Raw genomic sequence first — 20,459 nt, 5'->3', positions numbered from 1 at the left:
TCTTACTTCAGCCGTAGCAGCTGTCCCTTCTTAAGCACATACACCTGATCGGCAACCCTCTCCACCAGACGGGTGTCATGGGATATAAACACAATCGTGCCCGGATACTCCCGCATCATGGTCTCCAGCGCCTCCATTGCCGGAATATCCAGAAAGTTACCTGGCTCATCCAGCAGCAGAATGTTGTAGCGGCCGAGCAGCAATTTGGCAAGCTGCAGCTTGATGATCTCCCCGCCGCTGAGCATGGACAGCTCCTTGCGGACATCCTGCGGGGTGAACCCCATCGATGACAGCACCGCCCGAATATCGGGTACGGAATACTCACTGTCCTCCTGCATATAAGCCAGGACATTCTCATTGCGCATGAATTTGTAGCCGGTCTGGTCAAAATAACCGATCTCCGCCTTCGGCGCTAACACGACACCGTCCTCGCGGCTGCGGATCATGTTGAGCAGCGTCGTTTTTCCGGCTCCATTGCCGCCGGTGATGGCAATCTTGCCTCCGAGCGGGAACTGGAAGGACACCCGGTCAAGGATCACTTTGTCTCCCAGCTGCTTGCAAAGCTCATGGCCCGCAACCGGGATGGGATGGTGCAGCTCCAGCACCCGGCTCCGGCTGAACTGAACGTTCCGCAGCTCTTCAGGGGCGCTGATCTCACCAAGCGCTTCGATTCGCCGTTCCATCTGCCTGGCGGCCGTATGCAGCTTCTTCTGCTTGCTGCCCTGCGATTTCTGGTGGGCAAGGCGCCCGCCGCTTTCGGTGCTGTTTTTCCCGGCTGTTCTGGACTTCTGGTCGAGCCTGCGGGCCTGTGCCTTCTTCTCGGAGATCGCCTGCTCCAGCCGCTCCCGCTCCGCCTCAGCCTGTTGATACTGGGTCATCCGGCTGCTGCGCTCAGCTTCCTTCTGTGCCAGATAATCGGAATACCCGCCCCAATATTCGGTGATCCGTCCGTCCTTCAGCTCCCAGATTTTATCGACAACCCGGTCCAGCAAACCACGGTCGTGGCTGATGATCAGCAGCGCTCCCGTGTAAAGCTTCAGCCGGCTGACCAGAAAATCAATTGCTGCGCGGTCCAGATGGCTGGTTGGTTCATCCGCCATAATGCCGTGTACGTTATCCTCCAGCGCCTGGGCAATCTTCAGCCGTGTCTCTTCTCCGCCGCTCATCATCTCCGCCTGGACCCGGCTAATCCCCAGCTTGCCCATGAGGGCGTAATCCTGCACCTCCCGGACAGCCGCCTCCTCCAGTTGAGGGATATAGGCAAATGTCCCTTCCCTTTCAATCTTGCCATACTGCAGCGGTATATGACCCAGCAGTGTCTTAAGCAAGGTGCTCTTGCCGGCCCCGTTCACGCCAACCAGGCCGATCCGGTCATAAGCGTACAGCTCCAGCCGGTCGATATCGAGCACATCGCGCCCCATATATTCCACAACAATCTCTTCTGCCTTTATCAATAACATATATACTCCTCCTCCGAAATCGCAGTTTCCGTCTTGGGGAATCGCAGGCTGACCTGCGATTTGCGAAGGGGGATTATATGAAGAAGTACCAGTGCATACCTCGCATCGTCATCTTGGTGGCTCCTTTCCTGTTCATTTGCACATTTGCAGCAGCAACAAAAAAGCAGACCGCGTCCACAGGGGGCCAAGGTCTGCTTATATTGACGTGCTCGAACACAGCGAAACAGGGCGTAGCTAGATCAGCCGTCCGGATCGCAGTCCATGTCCTCATACGTAAACATAAGCAACTCAAAAAAGCCCACCATAATCGAAAAATCGAGTGGTTACATCCGCTTCTCTGACTGCTTAGCGTAAACGCATGAAATACACCATGGACCGCCATCCTCCTTTTCATTAGATAGCCGTAGCTTACCATCGCATCCGGGAACTGTCAATTCCCCGATCTTCCCGTTTTCCACTTGCCTTCTATGCAAAAGAAAAAGCGAATAAGCACAGCTTATCCGCTCCGTGAAATAACATTACTTAATCACAACGTACTCCAGGTTCACCAGCTTGGCATAGGCCACGATCTGGTCTGTTGTGAGGTTCAGGGACACCACGGTATGGTGGCCGCCGCCGTTCTCGATCCAGGCCTTTACACCGTCCTGGAAGTTCGGCTTCACCTTCCACAGCACGCGGGCTACCGGCAGCTTAGGCGCCGGAACCGTCGGTTCGAAGGCTTCAACTTCGTTGATCAGCAGCTTGTAGTGCGTGCCGAAGTCGGCCATCGATACTACCACGCCTTCGCCGGCTTTACCGTCGAATACGAGGCGGGCCGGGTCTTCGCGGTCGCCAATGCCCAGCGGCGATACAAGCACCTTCGGTTTGTTGCTGGCCAGGCTTGGATCAACCTCAAGCATATGCGATTGCAGAATGGCTTCCTGTCCGGCAGCCATTTCATAGGTGTAGTCTTCCATAAAGCCGGTGTTCTGGTTGTGGCTCATGACCTTCAGCAGACGGTCGAGGGCAGCGGTCTTCCAGTCGCCTTCGCCGGCGAAGCCGTAGCCCTGGGCCATCAGGCGCTGTACAGCCAGACCCGGAAGCTGCTTCATGCCGTGCAGGTCTTCAAAGTTCGACGTAAAGGCATTGTAGCCGCCTTTGTCGAGGAAGCGTTTCAGTGCGATTTCATAGCTGGCCTGCACCTTAACGCTGGCTTCCCATGCTTCCTTGCTGTAATCGCCGTAGTCGAAGTCATACAGCTCTGCGTATTCCGCGAACAGTGCGTCGATTTCTTCTGCGGTTACCGCGTTCACCACTTCCACCAGGTCGCCGATGCCAAAGTAGTCCACAGTCCAGCCGAATTGAATTTGGGCTTCGACCTTATCGCCTTCGGTAACGCCAACGTTGCGCATGTTGTCGCCGAAGCGGGCTACCTTGATGTTGAAGCTTTCGTTGAAGGCAACGGCCACGTCCATCCAGTCGGCAATTTGCTTCTGGACTTCAGGGCGTTCCCAGTAGCCGACAACCACTTTGTTCTGCTTCTGCAGACGGGCGTTGATGAAGCCATATTCACGGTCGCCGTGGGCGGCCTGATTCAGGTTCATAAAGTCCATGTCAATGGTCGCCCATGGAATGCTCTCATTGTATTGCGTAGCCAGATGAAGCAGCGGCTTCTGCAGCAGCTTCGTGCCGCGGATCCACATTTTGGCCGGGGAGAAAGTATGCATCCAGGTAATAACGCCGGCTACCTCGTCGCGGTAGTTGACTTCCTTCATAATGGAAGTGATTTTGTCCGCGCTGACGGCCAGATCCTGCAGGACCAGCGGGTAAGGCAGAACGCCGCTCTTGTTGAGGGCATCGGTCATTTCCTGGGCGTGTGCTTTAACTTCTGCGAGCGCTTCTTCCCCGTACAGATGCTGCGATCCTACGACGAACCAGAACTCTTTGGCGATTGCTGTTGACATGGGTGTTCATCCTCTTTTCATTATTTTGATAGGTTATATAGGCTGTTCTTAAAATGCACTTTCACGGCGAAGTACGCAACTGCGGTGAATGCTTGGACTTCCGGCCGCTGTTGTCTGCAGATTTCTTTGATTCATACCGTTATTCACGGTGGAAATCTGCAGACAGCCGATGCTTCCGAAGCGAGCTTTCCTGCGGAAAGCTTTCAGGCGGGCGCTACCGCTCCTCCAGTTCCAAACTTCCCCTCCGTTGCTTCCGCCTCTTTGTATTTCTTTAAATCAGCTTATATAACTTATTTCTGTCCGTAGTAAGCATCCTTGCCGTGCTTGCGCAGGTAATGCTTATCCAGAATGCGCTGCGGGAGCTCCTCGGCGAAATGGTTCAGCTCGCGGGCGAACAGGTTCATCTTGGACACTTCCTCCAGCACGACGCTGTTCATGACTGCGGTATGGGCATCCTTGCCCCAGGTGAACGGCGCATGCCCTTTCAGCAGGACACCGGGAACGGCCATGACGTCAAGACCGCGCTGCTCGAAGGTCTCAATGATAACCCGTCCGGTTTCGTGTTCATAGCCGCGGTCGATCTCTTCCTGGGTCAGGAAGCGGGCGCATGGTACGGAGCCATAGAAGGTGTCGGCATGCGTCGTACCCATCACCGGCACGTCCAGTCCGGCTTGCGCCCAGATGGTCGCCCAGGTGGAGTGGGTGTGCACGATACCGCCGATTTCCTTATAGTGCTTATAAAGCACGGCGTGTGTCGGCGTATCGGAGGAAGGACGCATTTCGCCTTCCACCACGTTTCCGTCGAAATCGACAACGACCATGTCGCTCGGCTTCATCTTGTCATAGCTGACGCCGCTCGGCTTGATCACGAACAGTCCGCTCTCGCGGTCCACCGCACTGACATTGCCCCACGTATATTTCACCAGTCCGTGCTTCGGCAGGTCGAGATTGGCCTCATAGACCTCTTCCTTCAGTCTCTCTAACATGCTATTCCCTCCAGTTCTCTGCCAGATGATCTACAGCGGCCTGCTCAATGGCGAGGCCCTTGATATAGCGTTCCATGAAGAGTTCAAAGCCGGCCACATCAGCCGCATCCGGACGAATTTCTTGTCCTTCCGTATCCTTGAACACCATGTTCTCCAGGTAATCGTCCAATTGCTCCTGGGCGGCCTTGTCTTTCATATAGGCAGCCAGAATCGCCATCCCCCATGCCCCGCCTTCACCGGCCGTCGACATGACGGAAATCGGCACGCTCAGTGCAGCAGCTACCATCTTCTGTCCGACGACAGGGGTCTTGAACAGCCCGCCATGCGCCAGAATGCTGTCAATTGCCACATTTTCCTTCTGGGTCAGGATATCCATGCCTACCTTGAGTGCGCCGAAAGCGGAGAACAGATGCGTGCGCATAAAGTTGGCCAGATTGAACCGGCTTTCCGGCGAACGGACGAAGAGCGGACGCCCCTTCTCGATGCCGGTGATGTTCTCACCCGAGAAGTAGCCGTAGCTGAGCAGACCGCCGCCGTCGGCGTCCGCCTCCAGCGCCTTGTTGAACATCACGCTGAACAGCTCGGCCGAATCGGCCTTCTGCCCCATGGCTTCATAGAACTCGCGGAACAGGCCCATCCAGGCGTTGATATCGCTGGAGCAGTTGTTGGCATGCACCATGCCGACCGGGCTGCCGTCCGGGGTCGTAACCATGTCGATCTCCGGATAGACGGTAGACAGATCTTTTTCCAGAACGATCATGGCAAACACCGAAGTGCCTACAGAGATGTTACCGGTCCGTTTCCGCACACTGTTGGTAGCTACCATGCCTGTTCCGGCATCGCCTTCGGGAGGACACAGCGGAATACCCGCCTGCAGGTCCCCGGAAGGATCGAGCAGCTGCGCTCCGGCTTCCGTCAATTCACCGGCCTGCTCGCCTGCACTATAGACCTTCGGCAGAAGGTCCTTCAGCTTCCAGGGGTAGCCCTTGCCCGCAACGAGCTCATCGAACTGCTGCACCATCGCCGGATTGTAATCCTGCGCAGCCTCATCAATCGGGAACATCCCGGAAGCATCGCCGATGCCCAGCGCCTTGTTGCCGGTCAGCAGCCAGTGGATATATCCGGCGAGCGTAGTCACGAACTCAAGCTGCGGCACATGCTGCTCTTCATTCAGAATGGCCTGGTACAGATGGGCAATGCTCCAGCGCTCCGGAATGTTGAACTGGAACAGCTCCGTCAGTGCCTTCGCTGCTGCGCCGGTTGTGGCGTTACGCCAGGTGCGGAACGGAACCAGCAGCTCACCCTTGTTGTCAAAGGCCATGTATCCATGCATCATCGCCGAGAAGCCGATCGAACCGACCGTCTTCAGAGTGACTCCATATTTGTCTGCAACCTCCTGCTTCATTTCACGGTAAGCGGTTTGCAGACCCTTGTGAATATCCGCCAGGTTGTATGTCCAATAACCGTCTATGAGCAGATTCTCCCACTCATAGCTTCCCGATGCGATGGTCTCAAACCGAGAATCAATCAGCACCGCCTTGATACGTGTGGATCCAAATTCGATTCCAAGTGCCGTTTCCCCCTTGGCAATCGCTTGCTGAATGTTCTGATCCATGCCCACGTTACTCCCCTCTGTGACAACTGAATTTACAATTAGTATTGCATGAAGAAGGCGCTTTCCCTTATTAACAGCCCTAGTATATTTTTTGTTCGTACATTTGTCAATACATAACTAAAGATATACATACAAATATTCATGAACTCGGCTGATTCCCACATGTTTTTCAAAGATTATGTTTATCCGGTGCAGGGAATACCTTATAATAAGCAAGCGACCGTGTTAAAATATGTACATACAACTTTTAATATAATGTAAATTTGCATACGAACAACAGTGAAAGAAGTGAATATAGATGAAGCCAAAGTATCAGGTCATCCTTGAAGATCTAAAGAGCGAAATCCTCTCGGGGGCTTACAGTGTCGGGGAGCAGATCCCCACCGAATCGGCGCTTCAGGAGCGGTATAACGTCAGCCGGCAGACGGTCCGCAAGGCGATTCTGGAGCTGTCCAATGACGGCTTTCTGCGCAGCGAGAAGGGCTCAGGGACCTATGTCAGCAACCAATACCGGGCCAAAGCCAGCGGCAATGCCAAGGGGCGGACGATCGGCGTGATTACGACATACCTGTCGGATTATATTTTTCCTTCCATTATCCGGGGAATCGAAGGCCGCCTGAATGAAGACAATTATTCGCTGCTGCTTGCCAGTACCAATAATGATGTCGCCCAGGAAAAGAAAGCGCTGGAGATGATGCTGTCCTACGGGGTGGACGGACTGATTATCGAACCGACGAAGAGTAACCTGTATAACCCGAATATTGCCTACTATTTGTCTTTTAAAGAGCGGAATGTGCCTTTTATTATGATCAACGCCTATTATGAGGAGCTGGAGGTGCCGTATCTATGCCTCGACGACGTGCAGTCCAGCTATCTGGCGACCCGCGAGCTGATCTCCAAAGGGCATACCCAGATCGGCATTATCGCCAAGATGGACGATCTGCAGGGCAAATACCGCATGAAGGGTTACATCAAAGCGCTGGGCGAAGCCAAGCTGCGGTTCCACCCGGAGCAGGTCCTCTCTTTCGACACGGAGACGAAGCAGGACTTGTCCGTTAACCTCAAGCAGTATCTGTCCGACAACAGAGACACCCTGACGGCCATTGTCTGCTACAACGATGAGGTGGGCCTGGAGGTCGTCAATGTGTGCAGACAACTGGAGCTGTCGGTTCCGGAGGATCTGTCGATTATCGGCCAGGACAATTCCTATATTGCCAAGAATGCCAGCATCAAGCTGACGACGCTGACCCATCCGCAGGAGCAAATGGGCCGCGATGCCGCCGACTGGGTCATCCGAAAGCTGCAGGGGAAGAAGGATCTGAAGGACAACGTGTACTATCAGCCGGTGCTGGTTGAGGGCGAGACGGTGAAGGAGCGCAATGAATAGGGTTTGAATAAATAGATAGTACACAAGGCACCCGGCGGGGTGCCTTTCTTGCGTTACTGGCCGGCACGATGTCGGGAACGGACTGCACAGGAATGATTTTTACCGGTTATTCCCTTAACGCAGGAATTTGTCATCTGCCTCACCAGGAGGGTAGAATAAGGGCTAATGCCAATCTGGATTTTCAGAGAACGGAGGAGATTATGGAATTTATTCAGCAGCAGCTTCTAAGTTTGGGAGCCGGTCAGACAGCAGCGTCGTTTCTCGCCCGTATGATTATGCTTCTAGGCATTGCAGCTATCTGCATTCTGGCTCATTACATCACCCGGAGAGTAGTCCTGAAGCTTATCGCCAAATCCATCTACAGCAACAACAAATACCAGTGGGATAATATTATGCTGGAGCGTAAGGTCTTTCATAAGCTGTCCCACCTCGTTCCCGCCATTATCATCTATTACTCTGCGCCGGCCTTTCCCGACTATCAGGAGCTCATTATCAAGGCGGTCATTACCTATATCATTATCGTAGTGCTCCTGGTGGTGGATGCCCTCTTAAGTGCAGTGAATGACATTTACCGGACCTTCGAGGTTTCCAAATCCAAACCGATCAGGGGATATATCCAGGTTATCAAAATCTTCGCTTTTGCCGTCGGTGCCATCTTGGTCATTGCCAATCTGATCGAGAAGAGTCCGCTGCTGCTGCTGAGCGGGATCGGTGCGCTGTCGGCAGTCATTATGCTTGTCTTCAGGGACTCCCTGCTGGGGCTTGTAGCAGGCGTTCAGCTGGCATCCAACGATATGGTGCGGGTCGGCGACTGGATTGAGATGCCCAAATACGGGGCGGACGGGGATATTATCGATATCTCGCTGAATACCGTAAAGGTGCAGAACTGGGATAAGACCATCACCACCATTCCCAGCTATGCCCTGATCTCCGACTCCTTCAAAAATTGGCGGGGGATGCAAAATTCCGGCGGCCGGCGGATTAAACGCTCGATCTGTATCGATACCGGCAGCATCGGCTTCTGTACGGAGGAAATGATCCGTAAGTTCAGCAGCATCCACTATTTGTCGGAGTATATTCAGAGCAAGCGAACTGAAATTGAACACTTCAACAGAGCTAAACAAATCAGCAGCTCGGACAAAATCAACGGCAGAGCGCTGACGAATATCGGCGTCTTCCGCATCTATATTCAGCAGTATCTCTGCCATCATCCGCAGATCCACCGGGACATGAGCATCATGGTCAGACAGCTGGCTCCCGGAGAAACCGGGCTGCCCCTGGAGATTTATGCCTTTACGAGCGATATACGGTGGTCGGAATACGAGAGGGTTCAAGCCGATATCTTCGATCATATTCTCTCGGTCGCGCCCGAATTTGGCCTGCGGGTATTCCAGAAGCCTAGCGGCAGCGATATGCAGAGCCTCCTGAAGACGCCTGCCCAGGCAGCGTTATAACATTTAGTGTACAAGTGATGAGGACAGCCCTTTCCCTGGCGGGAAGGGGCTGTTTCGTTATGCGAGGGCATAAACTGCCGTCCTCCCTGTCTCATTTCTCGCCGTAAAAAACAGCCGCTCTTAGTACAATAAGCAGGAGGAGTTACATACCCTGCATTTTATTCACAATTTCGCCATAAAGATGGTTTAAAAAACCGGCCCCCGGCCTGTTAATCCATATGAAAGGAGAGGGAGCCGTGGACGACGCCGAACTGTTTGAACGCATACGCAGCGGGGATACGGATGCGCTGAACCGCCTGATCGAACGCCACTACGACAGCATCCGGCGCTATTGCTACTGGAAGACCCGGCGGGCGGACCTGGCGGAGGACCTGACGCAGGAAACGTTCTACCGCTTCTGCCGGTCGCTTCCCGGCTACACCCATAAGGGCAAATGCCGGGCTTACCTGTATACCGTCGCCCGCAGGCTGTGCGGCGACGCGCTGCGGGAGCAGCCGCCCGAGCCCATGGAGCAGGTGCCTGAGGCGAAGCTCGGCTCATCGCTCTCCGCCGAGGATGAGGCCGGGGCGCATTTTCAGTCGAAGGAGCTGCAGCGGGTGCTGCGTGAACTGCCGCCGGAGCTGCAGGAGGCCGTCATCCTCCGCTACAGCTACGGGCTCCGCTACCGGGAGATCGCCGCAGTAACCGGCGTCCCCCTCTATATGGCCCGGATAAGGGTGGAGCGGGCACTTACCGCAATGAAGAAGAGAATGCGAGAGGAGGACTCGGATGAACATGAACCGGAAAGAGCTCGCCAAGCAGCTGCAGGCTCCCCCTGCTCCGAAGCCTGACGAGACGCGGTTGAAGCAGACTTTTGAGACCGCAGCCCTGATTCTTGAGCAGACGCGGCGCGGGGAATTGGCGCAGCGCAGCAGCGGCTGGAGCTTCTTTCTCCGGCAGCTGCATTTTATCGGCTGGAAGGTCTGGCTTAGCCATATCGCGCTGTTGCTCGCTGCCCTGCTGCTGGCGGTAAGAGTTCCGCCGGGTGCATTCGCCGACCGCTGGCAGCTGCTCGCTGTCCTGTCCACCGTCTCGCCGCTGCTGGCCCTGACGGGCATGCGCCTGCTCGCCCGCTCCTACGCCTGCCGGATGGCCGAGCTGGAGATGAGCACCTTGTACTCGCTGGAGCGGCTCTTCCTGTCCCGGCTGTGCCTCTTCGCCATCGCCGATGTTGTCGGCATCTCCGGCCTGGCCGGTTGCCTCAGCCTGGCCTGGGGCCAGCAGCTCAGCCATTTGCTGCTCTATCTCTTCACTCCGTTTACGGTTGCGGCGGCAGGCTGCTTATGGCTGTTCAACCGGCCCCGCATCCGGGACAAAGGCTCGGCCTGCTCCTTCTTCACTGCACTGCTGCTTACTGTGCAGCTTGCCGGAGCCTTCCGTTCTCCGGCCGGAGGCGGCCTGAATGAGCTGCTGTACGGTGGCGGTTCGGCCCCTGGAGCCTGGCTGTGCGTGCTCCTGCTATCCGGAATCACGGCTTTCGCCCAACTGCACCGGATGCTCCGCGGCTTCCGCCGGGCGGAAGGCGCAAAGGCCTTGTAGATTGAAGGGGCTTATGGACGGTATTGATGGTACCGGTATTGCGCGCAGCTCCGTTAACAACCAGAAGTATAGTTGGATAATCGCTATCTAATTTCACCTGATTGGCGATTATCACCATTTTAGTTAGATAATCGCCACTTAATTGGAGTGAAAATCAATGCGTTCGCCAACATCGGCCAAATTAAGTAGCGATAATCCAAATAGATGGCTGAAAACGGTAAGAACGGCTAAATTAGTGTGCGGAAATCCAACTATTACCTTGACCAAGCCGCGTCTAAGGACAGTGTGCGCCCCCATCTCCGCTCTTACCCGCCAGGTATATGGTGCGTAGCTGCAATTTGATGCGTTGAAGGTGCTAATATCTTGAGCAAGCCAAATCTAAGGATAGTATTACGCCGCCATCCCCAGCTTTTACTCCCAAGGTAGATGGTTATAGCTGCAATTTAAGCGGTCAAGGTGCTCAGTAGGTTCAGGAGATGTCTGAGCCCGGCCGCTGCGGCTCCACTCCTGCCATTTCCAAGCTTACATTCTATGTTATACCGTGTTTATCCCACCCTAGAAAGGGGCCTATCTCATTATGGAACTGACGCTCCAGGCCGTCAGCAAGCGTTACGGCAAAGCATCGGCCGTAGACAACATATCGGCTCACCTGTATCCGGGCGTCTACGGACTGCTCGGCGCGAACGGCGCCGGCAAAACAACCCTGATGCGCATGATCTGCGGCGTTCTCTCGCCCACCTCCGGCCATATTGCGCTGGACGGGCAGCCGATCGCCTTACTCGGCGAGAAGTACCGCGATCTGCTCGGTTATTTGCCGCAGGATTTCGGCTATTACCCGGACTTTACGGCCCGCGAATTTATGCACTATATTGCAACGCTGAAGGGGCTCACGCCCAGCGCCGCCAAACACCGGACGGCAGAGCTGCTCGAACGGGTCTCGCTGGCTGACGCCTCCCGCAAGAAGATCCGCACCTTCTCCGGCGGCATGAAGCAGCGGCTCGGTATTGCACAGGCGCTGCTGAACGATCCCGGCATCCTCGTCCTCGACGAGCCGACCGCCGGGCTTGACCCGAAGGAGCGGATCCGCTTCCGCAATATGATCGCCGATCTGGCCAAGAACAAGATCGTGCTGCTGTCCACCCACATCGTCCCCGACGTCGAGCAAATCGCCCATCGGATTCTGATGATGAAGAAGGGCCGTATCCTCATGAGCGGAACCGCCCAGCATCTTACCGCCAGCATGGAGGGGCATGTATGGCTGTGCCGCCTGCCCGAGCAGGAAGCCGAGCGCTTCAGCCATGTCCATCTGGTCAGCAGCCTGAAGCATGAAGGGAACGAAGCCGAGCTGCGCGTCATCTCCGCCTCCCCTGCTCCGCCCGCTCCGGGCGCAGTTCCGGTTGCACCGACTCTGGAAGACCTGTATCTGTTCCACTTCCATGAGGAAGCGGACCCGCTGGTAGCGAAGCGAAAGGAGGAAGAAGCTTGAATACCTTAACCGGTTATGAGCTGCGCAAGCTTATCCGCCGCAAATCCACCCTCTTCGGGCTGCTCGGTATTCTCATTGTGTCGGTGCTCTGTACGGTTGTGCCCGCCTTTCATGAGCAGTCTTATGATGCAGACGGAAAGGTAACAGGTCTTGCTGCCATTAAGCAGGAGAAACACTATGCCCGAAATTTCCGGGGAGATCTGACGCCCGAGGTCTTCTCCGGGACGGTTGCGCACTATCAGCAGATATTGAGAACTGCAGACAGGGTTACCGACGGAGGCATTTCCTATCTTGGAAATGAAGGCTTTTTCGCTACCTATCCTGATTATCCGATTCTAGGCCTCTTACGTTCAGGGTTCTCCCCAACCACAGAATACGACTATTTCGTAGTCGATACCCTTGCTCCTGAGAAAGCCGCCACCTTCTATGAACAACGGACAGCGTATATTGAGGGCTATCTGGAGCAGAACCCCGAAGGCATAACATACTCCGATGCTGACAAAGCAACCTTCCGGCAGATGAACGAACGGATCAGTGTTCCGCTGAAATTTGATTATGCCAAAGGCTGGTATATCATCCTGGTGAACTCCAGCATCTTCTTTCTTATCGCCTGCTTCGTGCTCAGCATCTGTGCCGCCCCCGTCTTCTCCTCTGAATACCAGAGCGGAGCGGATGCCATCATCCTCTCGACCCGGCACGGCCGGGGCAAGCTCATCCGGGCGAAGATCAACGCCGCGCTCCTGTTCTCCAGCGGCATGTTCCTGCTGGGATGGCTTATCGTGCTTGCCTTGGCTTTAAGCATCTATGGGGCTTCGGGTTGGGACTCGTCTTTCCAAATTCTCGACACGCGGCACCTCTTCTCGCCCTATCCCTTCACTGTGCTCGGCGCCTTTCTCCTGACCACACTGATCGGCTGGCTGGCCTGTCTGGCGATGGTAAGCTTCACTCTGCTGCTGTCTTCCAGAATGCGCACACCGTTCTCCGTTATGATCTGGTGCGTTGTGCTACTCTTTACTCCTCTCTTTATCCCGGAGAGCAAGGAGCAACTATTCAATCATCTGCTGGCGCTTTTGCCGGGCAGACAAACAGAGATTTTTGAGACTTTTCGCGGATATGACCTGCTTCATCTCTTGGGCCTCAGTGTCCCGCTGCCGTATGCTATTGGCTGGACCGCCCTTCTTATGACCGTCCTGTGCCTCCCCTTCGCCTGGCGCGGCTTCCGGAAGCATGAGGTGAGCTGAGAAGGTATCCGGGGAATTCCTGACATTTTCGACTTCATCGAGATCGATTAATTGTAACCAATTCTTAAATCGCTTATAGACGGCGTTCCCATGGATCATGACGATGTTTGATCAGCATTGATCTTATGATGCCTCAGCCCGGCCAATAGCGTCCCCATCGCCTCCACCAGCCGCTAAGCCGTCATGCTGAATGAGCCGCAGCGGAAGCTTGACGACACCAACGCAGTAATGTTTGTCTTCTGCGGAATTTTGCAGGAGCGGAACCATCCGGCAGCTAAACCGCAGACAGCAGTCGATCCAATCTTCCAACATCCCGGCCTGGGCATAACGGACAGCCGACTCCACCGGGGAGCATAGGTTAAATGTCCGCCGTTCTTCTTGTAGATGATTTTTTTGATGGAATCAAAAGACAGAAAATACTCATCCGACAGCTCCGACACCGTTACATGCGCATACTTGTTGCGGATCATATGATTGCGCCGCTACAGCTGATCCCGGTAACCGGGGTCTCGCCCCACCCCTGGCGGTTGTGTGATAGAATAAACAAATTCACCAGGGTATAACTTCCAGGAGCTCTTTCGTTCAGCTGTTCATTACGAAACGGGAGGAATAGGTATGGGTGTACGCAACTCCACGTACAATTTTCAGAACGTCAGTGACCGTGTTGGAGCCGAGGCAGAGCTGCTGCGCTTGCAGGAACAGGCGCTGATGGGCTGGAACAAGGAATTCCGCACGCTGCAAGGGTTTGGATTGTCAGACGGAATGAACATTCTGGAGGCCGGGGCGGGACCGGGGTTCGTAACCGGGCAACTGCTGAGGCATCTGCCGAACAGTAAAATTACGGCGCTGGATATTGATGACAACTTGCTGGAAACAGCTAGGCGCAGGCTGGGGGATGTGCCTGAAACAAGGCTGCAGCTCACGCAGGCTTCCGTATACGAAACGGGTCTGCCCGGCAATACATATGATTTCGTGATTGCCCGTCTACTCTTTCTTCACCTGCATCAGCCGCTGCAGGCGGCAATGGAGCTTAAGCGTGTGCTTAAGCCGGGCGGCAAGCTCGCCATTATTGATATCGATGACGGCGTCTTTGGGGCGTTGTCCCCTGACCTCGATGTCCTGCCTTCCATCTTGAACAAACTCGCCCGGCAGCAGGCGGCGCGCGGGGGAAACCGCCATATCGGACGAAGCCTGCCGCGCCTCCTGGCCGATTCCGGCTTCCAGGACACCGATATGGACGCTGTTATCCAGCACAGTGATTTGCACGGCATCGAGGGCTTCAACTGCCAGCTGGATATCGGCCGGTTCAAGGCCTTCTGCCAGCAAGGCATTATTACTGAAGAAGAGTATGACGCGCTTAACACGGCCTATGAGCATTTCACAGCATCACCGGATGCCCATGCGATGATGCTCTTCTTTATGGCCTGCGGGTCCAAGCCGGCAGACTAAGCCGCCGCTCCGGTCCATCCAATAGACAAAACAGCCGTACGGAGTATTCCTCCGTACGGCTGTTGTCTGTTCAGGCTGCTTCCGGCAAGCGGATTATTTCCAGATCTCTTCGGCAATCTCCTTGATGAACGCCAGCTTGCGCCACTGCTGCTCTTCGCTCAGGTGGTTGCCTTCTTCCGTGGAAGCGAAGCCGCACTGCGGGCTCAGGCAGATCCGGTCCAGATCGACGTATTGCTGCGCTTCTTCAAGCCGTTTCAGGATGTCCTCCTTATTCTCCAGCTCGCCGAACTTGGAGGAGAAGAGACCCAGCACTACCTGCTGGTTGTCCTTCAGATAACGCAGCGGCTTGAAATCGCCGGCCCGGTCGGTATCGAACTCCAGATAGAAGCCGGAATAGTTGTCGATGCCCAGCAGCGTCTGTACGATGGGCTCATAGCCTCCGCCTACTCCGGCAAACGTCGATACATAGTTGCCGCGGCACACATGGGTTGTAACCACAAGATCCTCCGGCAGGCCGGATACAACGGCTGCATTCAGCCCGGCCAGCTCCTTGGCATACTCGGCTACGTCTACTCCGATCTGCTCCATGATGGCGATATACTGCTCGTCGCAGAGTGCTCCCCAGGTGCAGTCGTCGAACTGGAGGCTGCGGCAGCCCGCAGCGTAGAGATCAAGCGCCGCCGCTTTGTACGCTTTGGCAATATCGGCCAGCAGCTCTTCCCGGCTCGGGTAAAGCGCGTTCGTGCTTTCCTTATTCTCCACGCGGTCCAGCTCGAACAGGAGTTGCGCCGCCGCAGGCACCGACTGGCGGGCGACAACATCGTCGCCGGCAATGCTGTTCAGGAAGGTGTAGTGAGCTACGAAGGGATGGCTGGTGTAGCTGATTTTTCCGGTCAGGCGGGCGGTTTCCGGTCTTGACTCCGCACCGTTGAACTGGTAGCCCTGATCGATGATCGTCCGTTCCACGCCGTCAAAGCCCCAGAAGAAGTCCAGATGCCACCAGGAGCGGCGGAACTCGCCGTCGGTTACAGCCTTCAGGCCCACCTCTTTCTGTTTCTGTACCAGCTTCACGATCTCGGCGTTCTCCACTTCCTTCAGTTGCTCCGCGCTGAGCTCACCGTTCTTGAATTTCAGTCTCGCTTCTTTGAGCGCCGCCGGGCGCAGGAAGCTGCCAACAATATCGTAACGGAACGGTGTAATGGTCCGTTGTTTGGGTTCGGTCTGAGTCGTCATAGGGCAATCTCCTCATCGGTTAAATGTTAAATTTAATATAGCATAACCGGAAGGTATGACTGTTCTACCAATGCCCTATGACAAGTTATAGGGTAGGGCTATAGCAAGATTATGTCCGCTGTTTGAGGCCTTTAACGATGAGCCACACGGGAAATGCAATCTCAAATATCGCCCCCGGAATATACAGGATAGAGCCGCTCTCTTGCCCGAGAAGCGTCAGACAGCCGCTCACCAGCAGGGCCGCATACCCGGCGTAACCGAGAATGGACAAGAACCGCGGAATCAGCCGCGAGCGGTAGAGCACCGTGCACAGCAGCAAGCTGCCCAAGCCCAGCATAATCATGGCGATTTGAAAAAATACGGAGTACCCTTCCAACAGCATACTCGCAGCAGTAACATCATACGGCTCCCGGGCATTCCCTCCAGCGATAAAGTCCTTGCTGAGTGCAAGAAGGAGCAGAGGCGCCGCTGCGCTTAACAGGAGCAGTACGGATTCGATCAGCCGCGAGCCGAAGTACCCCAGCGCGAACGCCTCGTTGTATTTTTTCAGAATCGGGTACAGCAGCATGCCAATCGCCACCACCGCTATAGCGTTAATGAGCTCCAGAAAGAAGCCTGCCCAGACCGTTGTCCGTTCCGGATACAGACCCGCAAGCAGCTCCGGACGGTCCAGCACCGGTTCCAGAAGCCCGCTCCCCAGTAAATACACACCTGTCGACAAAAGAAACAGTAAGCCAACCCCTCTAGACACGTTCTTCATCTGACCCACCCCCGGCTAATGTAATAGCAGTATAGCCTGAGGAGAATTGGGAGCTGTAGACACTTTAGTGTGGTTTACGGGTGTCCGGAATCAGTTTCCATTCCGTGGCCCGGGCCACCGCCTCCGTTCGTCGCTGTACCTGCAGTTTCTCAAAAATCCGGCGGTTATGCCCTTTGACCGTGTCCAGGGCCAGATAAAGCCGCTCGCCAATCTCTCGGTTCGACAGACCCTTGGCAATCAGCTCAAGCACCTCAAGCTCCCGGGGGCTAAGCGGCTCGGCCAGGCGGCTGATCTTCTCTTCCCAGTTGCCCGCACGTTCCAGGCCAAGCTGCGCCTCACCCAGAGCCGGGAGCGGCAGGCTGCCGCCCAGGCGCAGCGCCTCCCGGTAGTAGCCGGCTGCCAGGCTGCGCTGATTCTCCGCTTCCTCGATCTGGCCAAGGCCGGTCAGTGCCATGACCGCCATCAGTTGATGGCCGAGCCTTCGGCTGTTCGTGATGACTTCGCTGAAGGCCTCGCGGGCAGCCGGATAGAGAAGGCGCCGCTGGCAGGCCACGCCCAGCATCCAGGCGGCTGCCGTCCGGACAGGCAGATTGTCCGGACGCAGATACGCAAGCGCCCGGCGCGACTCTACGATCACCTCATCAATTACGGTTTCTGTATTGAAGCCGGTCTCTGAGCCGCCGTTTACAGAGGCGATCAGCCCCACAAGCCTACCGGTACTGTCGTCCAATTCCTCACTTTGGAGGCTAGCCTCTGCGGTCTGTAATTGTTGTTCGGCGCTGTCCAGGCTGCCGTTCAGCACCAGTGACGCCAGTGTGGCCCGGGTGGCTGCAATCAGCCCGTGCAGTTCCCTGACACCGGCATCCTCTTCTGCCCCGGCCAAGGCTGCTTCGGCAGAACGCAGCTTCTGTTCGGCGCCCGTCGGCTTGCCTGCTATCAGCAGAGCCGAACCATACATTACCCACAAGGCGGGCCGGGCATCCAGTTCCGCTGCAGGCAGAGACCCCAGCCATTCTAGTGAGCTACCCGCCGCTCCGCGGAGATGCAGCGGCATTCCCCTGCCCTCCAGCAGATTGGCGGAGCGCCCGATATCCCCGGAAGCAGCGGCATGGCGGAACGCTTCAATCTCATCGCCCTGCTGTTCGTACCAGACGCTTGCCCGTAGATGCAGCTCTGCGATATTTCCCCCTTCCGGGCCAGTCTGTAGCTTCCTGCGGAGAGCCTCGGCGAACAAATGGTGATAACGGTACCACCGCCGTTCGCTGTCCAAGGGTACGATAAACAGATTCCGGCGGTCCAGCTCACTTAAGATTTCCCGGCCGGGAACCTCCGCGCCGGGCAGAAGCTCATCACAGAGCGCACCGCATAGGCGGCTGAGGACCGAGGTCCGCAGCAGGAACCTTTGTACCGCCGCCGGTTGCCGCTGCAGAAGCTCTTCCACCAGATAATCAAGCACATAACGGTGGCTGCCCGTGAATGAGCGGATCAGCCGGTCTGCGTCCGGTTCCCCCTCCATAGAAAGTGCCGCCAAATGCAGCCCGGCAATCCAGCCTTCGGTGCGCGTCTCCAGTAAGGCGATTTGCTCCGGGGCCAGGCTAAGTCCCCTGCTGCGGTTCAGGAAATCCTCCGCTTCCGCGCGGGTAAATCTCAGATCGCCGGACCGCAACTCGGTCAACTGGCCGCGCACGCGCAGCCGGGCCAGTGGAAGCTCCGGGTCTTCGCGGGTCGTAATAACCACATGCATCTGCGGGGGAAGATGTTCCAGCAGGTAGGACATCGCCTGGCTGACCGGCCCTGACTCCGCTGCATGATAGTCATCGAGCACAAGAATAAACGGCTCCGCAACGCCCGCAATCTCATTCACGAGCGCGGCCAGAATCACCTCGACCGGCGGCGGCTGAGGCGTCGACAGTACGGCAAGCAAGCCTTGGCCGAGATCCCCTCCTAGCGTCTGCAGGGAGGAGAGGATACAAGCCAGAAAGCGGCCCGGCTCGCTGTCCCCCTCCTCCAGTGACAGCCAGGCCGCCGGCCGCCCGCATCCGGCGAGCCATTCACAGACGAGGGCCGTTTTCCCGTAACCTGCGGACGCGGAGATCAGGGTCAACCTGCGGTACAGGCCCTTGTTGAGTCTGTCGGTCAACCGCTGACGCAGCACCGCTTCCGGCCGGGGCGTGGGAATGTAAAGCTTAGTGGCCATGACAGGCGTAGACATTGTTGGGCGCCCCCTTAGTGATATGGTGTTTATACTTGCATCATAAACGGATTACAGAGCGCTGGAAATATGTACGGTGTAATGCAGCTGTAACTAAGCTGGTCATTTCTTGGTGTACAAATTGGAAATATCTTAGTTACGGCGGCAAAATGTATAGCTATAAACTTACAGCTAAGTAGCTAATTGACCATAAGAGCCTTACAGACAGCATTTTTCTGATTCTGCTGGCAACCCTTGAGCCGATTCATGGCTACAGAATCATGCAGGTTGTTCAGGAAATGACTGCGGGCAGCGTCGAGATCGGCCCGGCGACCATGTATACCACGCTCAAGAAACTAAAACAGGCCGGATGGATCGCCGGAACCGGCGAGGAAGACTCGAAAATTCTTTATCAGATTACAGCTGAAGGAAGCACCCTACTTCAAGAGAACTTTGAGCGGAGAATCAAGATCGTGGAAATTGCCAAGCAAGCATTTCATTCAGGAGGGAAATTGTATGGCTAAATACCGGATGAGCAACGGATGGGCAATATCACCCGGGAAGGATATGCTTCTGCTGAAGCGAATGAGCCGGCAGGGCTGGCATGTCACCGGAATGAAGGGCATGCTCTACAGTTTTGAACAAGGCGGGCCGCATGATTATGATTACGCCTTGAACATGGAAGAGAGAGTCACTCCGGAAATGATGGCTTTATTTGAAGCCAGCGGCTGGACACCTGTTGTTGCCTTTGACGGATTGCAGATTTTCCGGGCAGAGGCTGGTGCTTCTCCCATATTCAGCGATTCGGAGTCGGAGGCTGAGCTGCTTAGCAAGAACAGGCAGCAGTACGGCAAATGGTCTCTCGTTCCATTCTGTTTGGCGATCATCTGCTTTATTCTGAAGAATCAAGTGGAAGAAGCGGAAAGGCTCTTCTTCTGCCTGGGGCTGTTCATGCTGGTATGCTTTGTCTTCACCTTCTTCCCGTTCATTGGCTTAAGCCTTTCTTTGCGCAAGAAGAGAAGTCAGCAAGGCTAATCCCCCTGAATTCCCGCCGGTAGGCAAATCAAATACGCCAAGCCGTCTCACCACGGTGAGTGCGTCTTGGCGTCTCAAGCAGGTCTACTCCACAACTGGCACAGTCTCTATAACCGATTCGCCGGGTCTCCCGCTGGTGTAGTCAATGGTGCGCTTCAGCAAATCGACCTCGTAAAACTGCACCCCGGCAGCGGCCATATCCTTAAGAAAGTCGGCAAAAGGCGTGCGGTGCTCCTGATGATGCGCTAGTCCCCGTTTAACGGCTTCCGCCTGATAATTCCCTGCAACCTCAAGATTTGCAGCCGCATCATCATTCCGTTCCTCATACTCGCCGCCCTTGCCGCTGAATACGGTGCCGTTATCCGCTATGCTTGTCCGGTAGGAAACGACGCCGGCTGCAAGCAAGGCCTGAAACGTCTTTGGATAAGGCCACCGCTCCCGTTTGGACACTTCGCTGATTCGTTTAACCTCTTCGATATTCATGGGCACCGCTCCTTTATTCATACCTCTATGCGGCTGATATCATACTGTTTACCGTGCAAAATAGATAAATCCGGCTATTTCAGGGGCCGCTATTGCTTACGGACCGTACAGCCCTTATTTCGGCAGAAAGCCCCCTTTTGCAGCATTAACGGACTCAG

The 20,459-nt window shown here is 55.6% G+C and carries 18 protein-coding genes; 9 read left to right on the top strand and 9 right to left on the bottom strand.

Annotated elements, in window-relative coordinates:
* Positions 1-2: 2 nt before the first annotated feature.
* The 4 genes from abc-f to F1381_RS03575 form a co-directional block, all read right to left on the bottom strand.
* Positions 3-1,460 (bottom strand): ribosomal protection-like ABC-F family protein, encoded by a 1,458-nt coding sequence (abc-f, locus tag F1381_RS03590; RefSeq protein WP_151733454.1) that lies wholly within the window; start codon positions 1,458-1,460, stop codon positions 3-5.
* 518 nt (positions 1,461-1,978) lie between these two features.
* Positions 1,979-3,403 (bottom strand): L-arabinose isomerase, encoded by a 1,425-nt coding sequence (gene araA, locus F1381_RS03585; protein ID WP_151733453.1) that lies wholly within the window; start codon positions 3,401-3,403, stop codon positions 1,979-1,981.
* A 290-nt stretch (positions 3,404-3,693) separates the two neighbouring features.
* A complete protein-coding gene (locus F1381_RS03580) occupies positions 3,694-4,389 on the bottom strand; it encodes an L-ribulose-5-phosphate 4-epimerase (protein WP_151733452.1) in 696 nt (231 codons plus the stop codon).
* Position 4,390: 1 nt separating this feature from the next.
* On the bottom strand, positions 4,391-6,004 hold the full coding sequence (locus F1381_RS03575; protein WP_151733451.1) for a xylulokinase: 1,614 nt from the start codon (positions 6,002-6,004) through the stop codon (positions 4,391-4,393).
* A 298-nt stretch (positions 6,005-6,302) separates the two neighbouring features.
* Between F1381_RS03575 and F1381_RS03570 the strand changes: the two genes are divergently transcribed.
* The 6 genes from F1381_RS03570 to F1381_RS03545 all read left to right on the top strand — a co-directional run bounded on the left by F1381_RS03570 (position 6,303) and on the right by F1381_RS03545 (position 13,150).
* Complete coding sequence (locus F1381_RS03570; RefSeq protein WP_151733450.1) at positions 6,303-7,391, top strand: GntR family transcriptional regulator; 1,089 nt, start codon at positions 6,303-6,305, stop codon at positions 7,389-7,391.
* A gap of 200 nt (positions 7,392-7,591) precedes the next feature.
* Positions 7,592-8,845 (top strand): mechanosensitive ion channel family protein, encoded by a 1,254-nt coding sequence (locus tag F1381_RS03565; protein WP_151733449.1) that lies wholly within the window; start codon positions 7,592-7,594, stop codon positions 8,843-8,845.
* Positions 8,846-9,081: 236 nt separating this feature from the next.
* Positions 9,082-9,675, top strand: coding sequence for an RNA polymerase sigma factor (locus F1381_RS03560; protein WP_187355176.1), 594 nt, complete (start codon positions 9,082-9,084; stop codon positions 9,673-9,675).
* Positions 9,614-10,423: a hypothetical protein gene (locus F1381_RS03555; protein WP_151733447.1), complete on the top strand. Its 810-nt coding sequence runs from the start codon at positions 9,614-9,616 to the stop codon at positions 10,421-10,423. The genes F1381_RS03560 and F1381_RS03555 overlap by 62 nt, the downstream gene beginning before the upstream one ends.
* A 577-nt stretch (positions 10,424-11,000) precedes the next feature.
* Positions 11,001-11,909, top strand: coding sequence for an ABC transporter ATP-binding protein (locus F1381_RS03550; protein WP_151733446.1), 909 nt, complete (start codon positions 11,001-11,003; stop codon positions 11,907-11,909).
* Complete coding sequence (locus F1381_RS03545) at positions 11,906-13,150, top strand: ABC transporter permease subunit (RefSeq protein WP_151733445.1); 1,245 nt, start codon at positions 11,906-11,908, stop codon at positions 13,148-13,150. Before F1381_RS03550 ends, F1381_RS03545 begins: the two co-directional genes overlap by 4 nt.
* A gap of 173 nt (positions 13,151-13,323) precedes the next feature.
* Here the strand turns inward: F1381_RS03545 and F1381_RS03540 are convergent, their stop codons facing one another.
* Entirely contained in the window at positions 13,324-13,620 is a 297-nt protein-coding gene (locus F1381_RS03540; protein WP_151733444.1) for a hypothetical protein, read from the bottom strand.
* Positions 13,621-13,765: 145 nt separating this feature from the next.
* On the opposite strand from F1381_RS03540, the gene F1381_RS03535 reads away from it, so the two are divergent.
* Positions 13,766-14,599 carry a methyltransferase domain-containing protein gene (locus F1381_RS03535; RefSeq protein ID WP_151733443.1) on the top strand — a complete coding sequence of 278 codons (834 nt, stop codon included), beginning with the start codon at positions 13,766-13,768 and terminating at the stop codon, positions 14,597-14,599.
* 93 nt (positions 14,600-14,692) lie between these two features.
* Here F1381_RS03535 and F1381_RS03530 read toward each other — a convergent pair whose 3' ends face one another.
* The 3 genes from F1381_RS03530 to F1381_RS03520 all read right to left on the bottom strand — a co-directional run bounded on the left by F1381_RS03530 (position 14,693) and on the right by F1381_RS03520 (position 18,804).
* A complete protein-coding gene (locus tag F1381_RS03530; RefSeq protein WP_151733442.1) occupies positions 14,693-15,832 on the bottom strand; it encodes a 5-methyltetrahydropteroyltriglutamate--homocysteine S-methyltransferase in 1,140 nt (379 codons plus the stop codon).
* Positions 15,833-15,941: 109 nt separating this feature from the next.
* Positions 15,942-16,592, bottom strand: a complete 651-nt coding sequence (locus F1381_RS03525; protein WP_151733441.1) for a DUF4386 domain-containing protein — start codon at positions 16,590-16,592, stop codon at positions 15,942-15,944.
* Between the two features lie 64 nt (positions 16,593-16,656).
* On the bottom strand, positions 16,657-18,804 hold the full coding sequence (locus tag F1381_RS03520; protein WP_151733440.1) for a helix-turn-helix transcriptional regulator: 2,148 nt from the start codon (positions 18,802-18,804) through the stop codon (positions 16,657-16,659).
* A 182-nt stretch (positions 18,805-18,986) separates the two neighbouring features.
* On the opposite strand from F1381_RS03520, the gene F1381_RS03515 reads away from it, so the two are divergent.
* Positions 18,987-19,307 carry a PadR family transcriptional regulator gene (locus tag F1381_RS03515; RefSeq protein ID WP_343043387.1) on the top strand — a complete coding sequence of 107 codons (321 nt, stop codon included), beginning with the start codon at positions 18,987-18,989 and terminating at the stop codon, positions 19,305-19,307.
* Complete coding sequence (locus tag F1381_RS03510) at positions 19,300-19,818, top strand: DUF2812 domain-containing protein (RefSeq protein WP_151733438.1); 519 nt, start codon at positions 19,300-19,302, stop codon at positions 19,816-19,818. Before F1381_RS03515 ends, F1381_RS03510 begins: the two co-directional genes overlap by 8 nt.
* An 84-nt stretch (positions 19,819-19,902) precedes the next feature.
* Here F1381_RS03510 and F1381_RS03505 read toward each other — a convergent pair whose 3' ends face one another.
* On the bottom strand, positions 19,903-20,301 hold the full coding sequence (locus F1381_RS03505; RefSeq protein ID WP_187355175.1) for a DUF1398 family protein: 399 nt from the start codon (positions 20,299-20,301) through the stop codon (positions 19,903-19,905).
* Between the last annotated feature and the right edge of the window lie 158 nt (positions 20,302-20,459).

It is taken from the genome of Paenibacillus tengchongensis, from assembly GCF_008973665.1.
GTDB classification, from domain to species: domain Bacteria; phylum Bacillota; class Bacilli; order Paenibacillales; family Paenibacillaceae; genus Paenibacillus_AQ; species Paenibacillus_AQ tengchongensis.
Note: the sequence above shows the minus strand (reverse complement) of the source record. Positions and strands in the feature narration are given on the sequence as shown.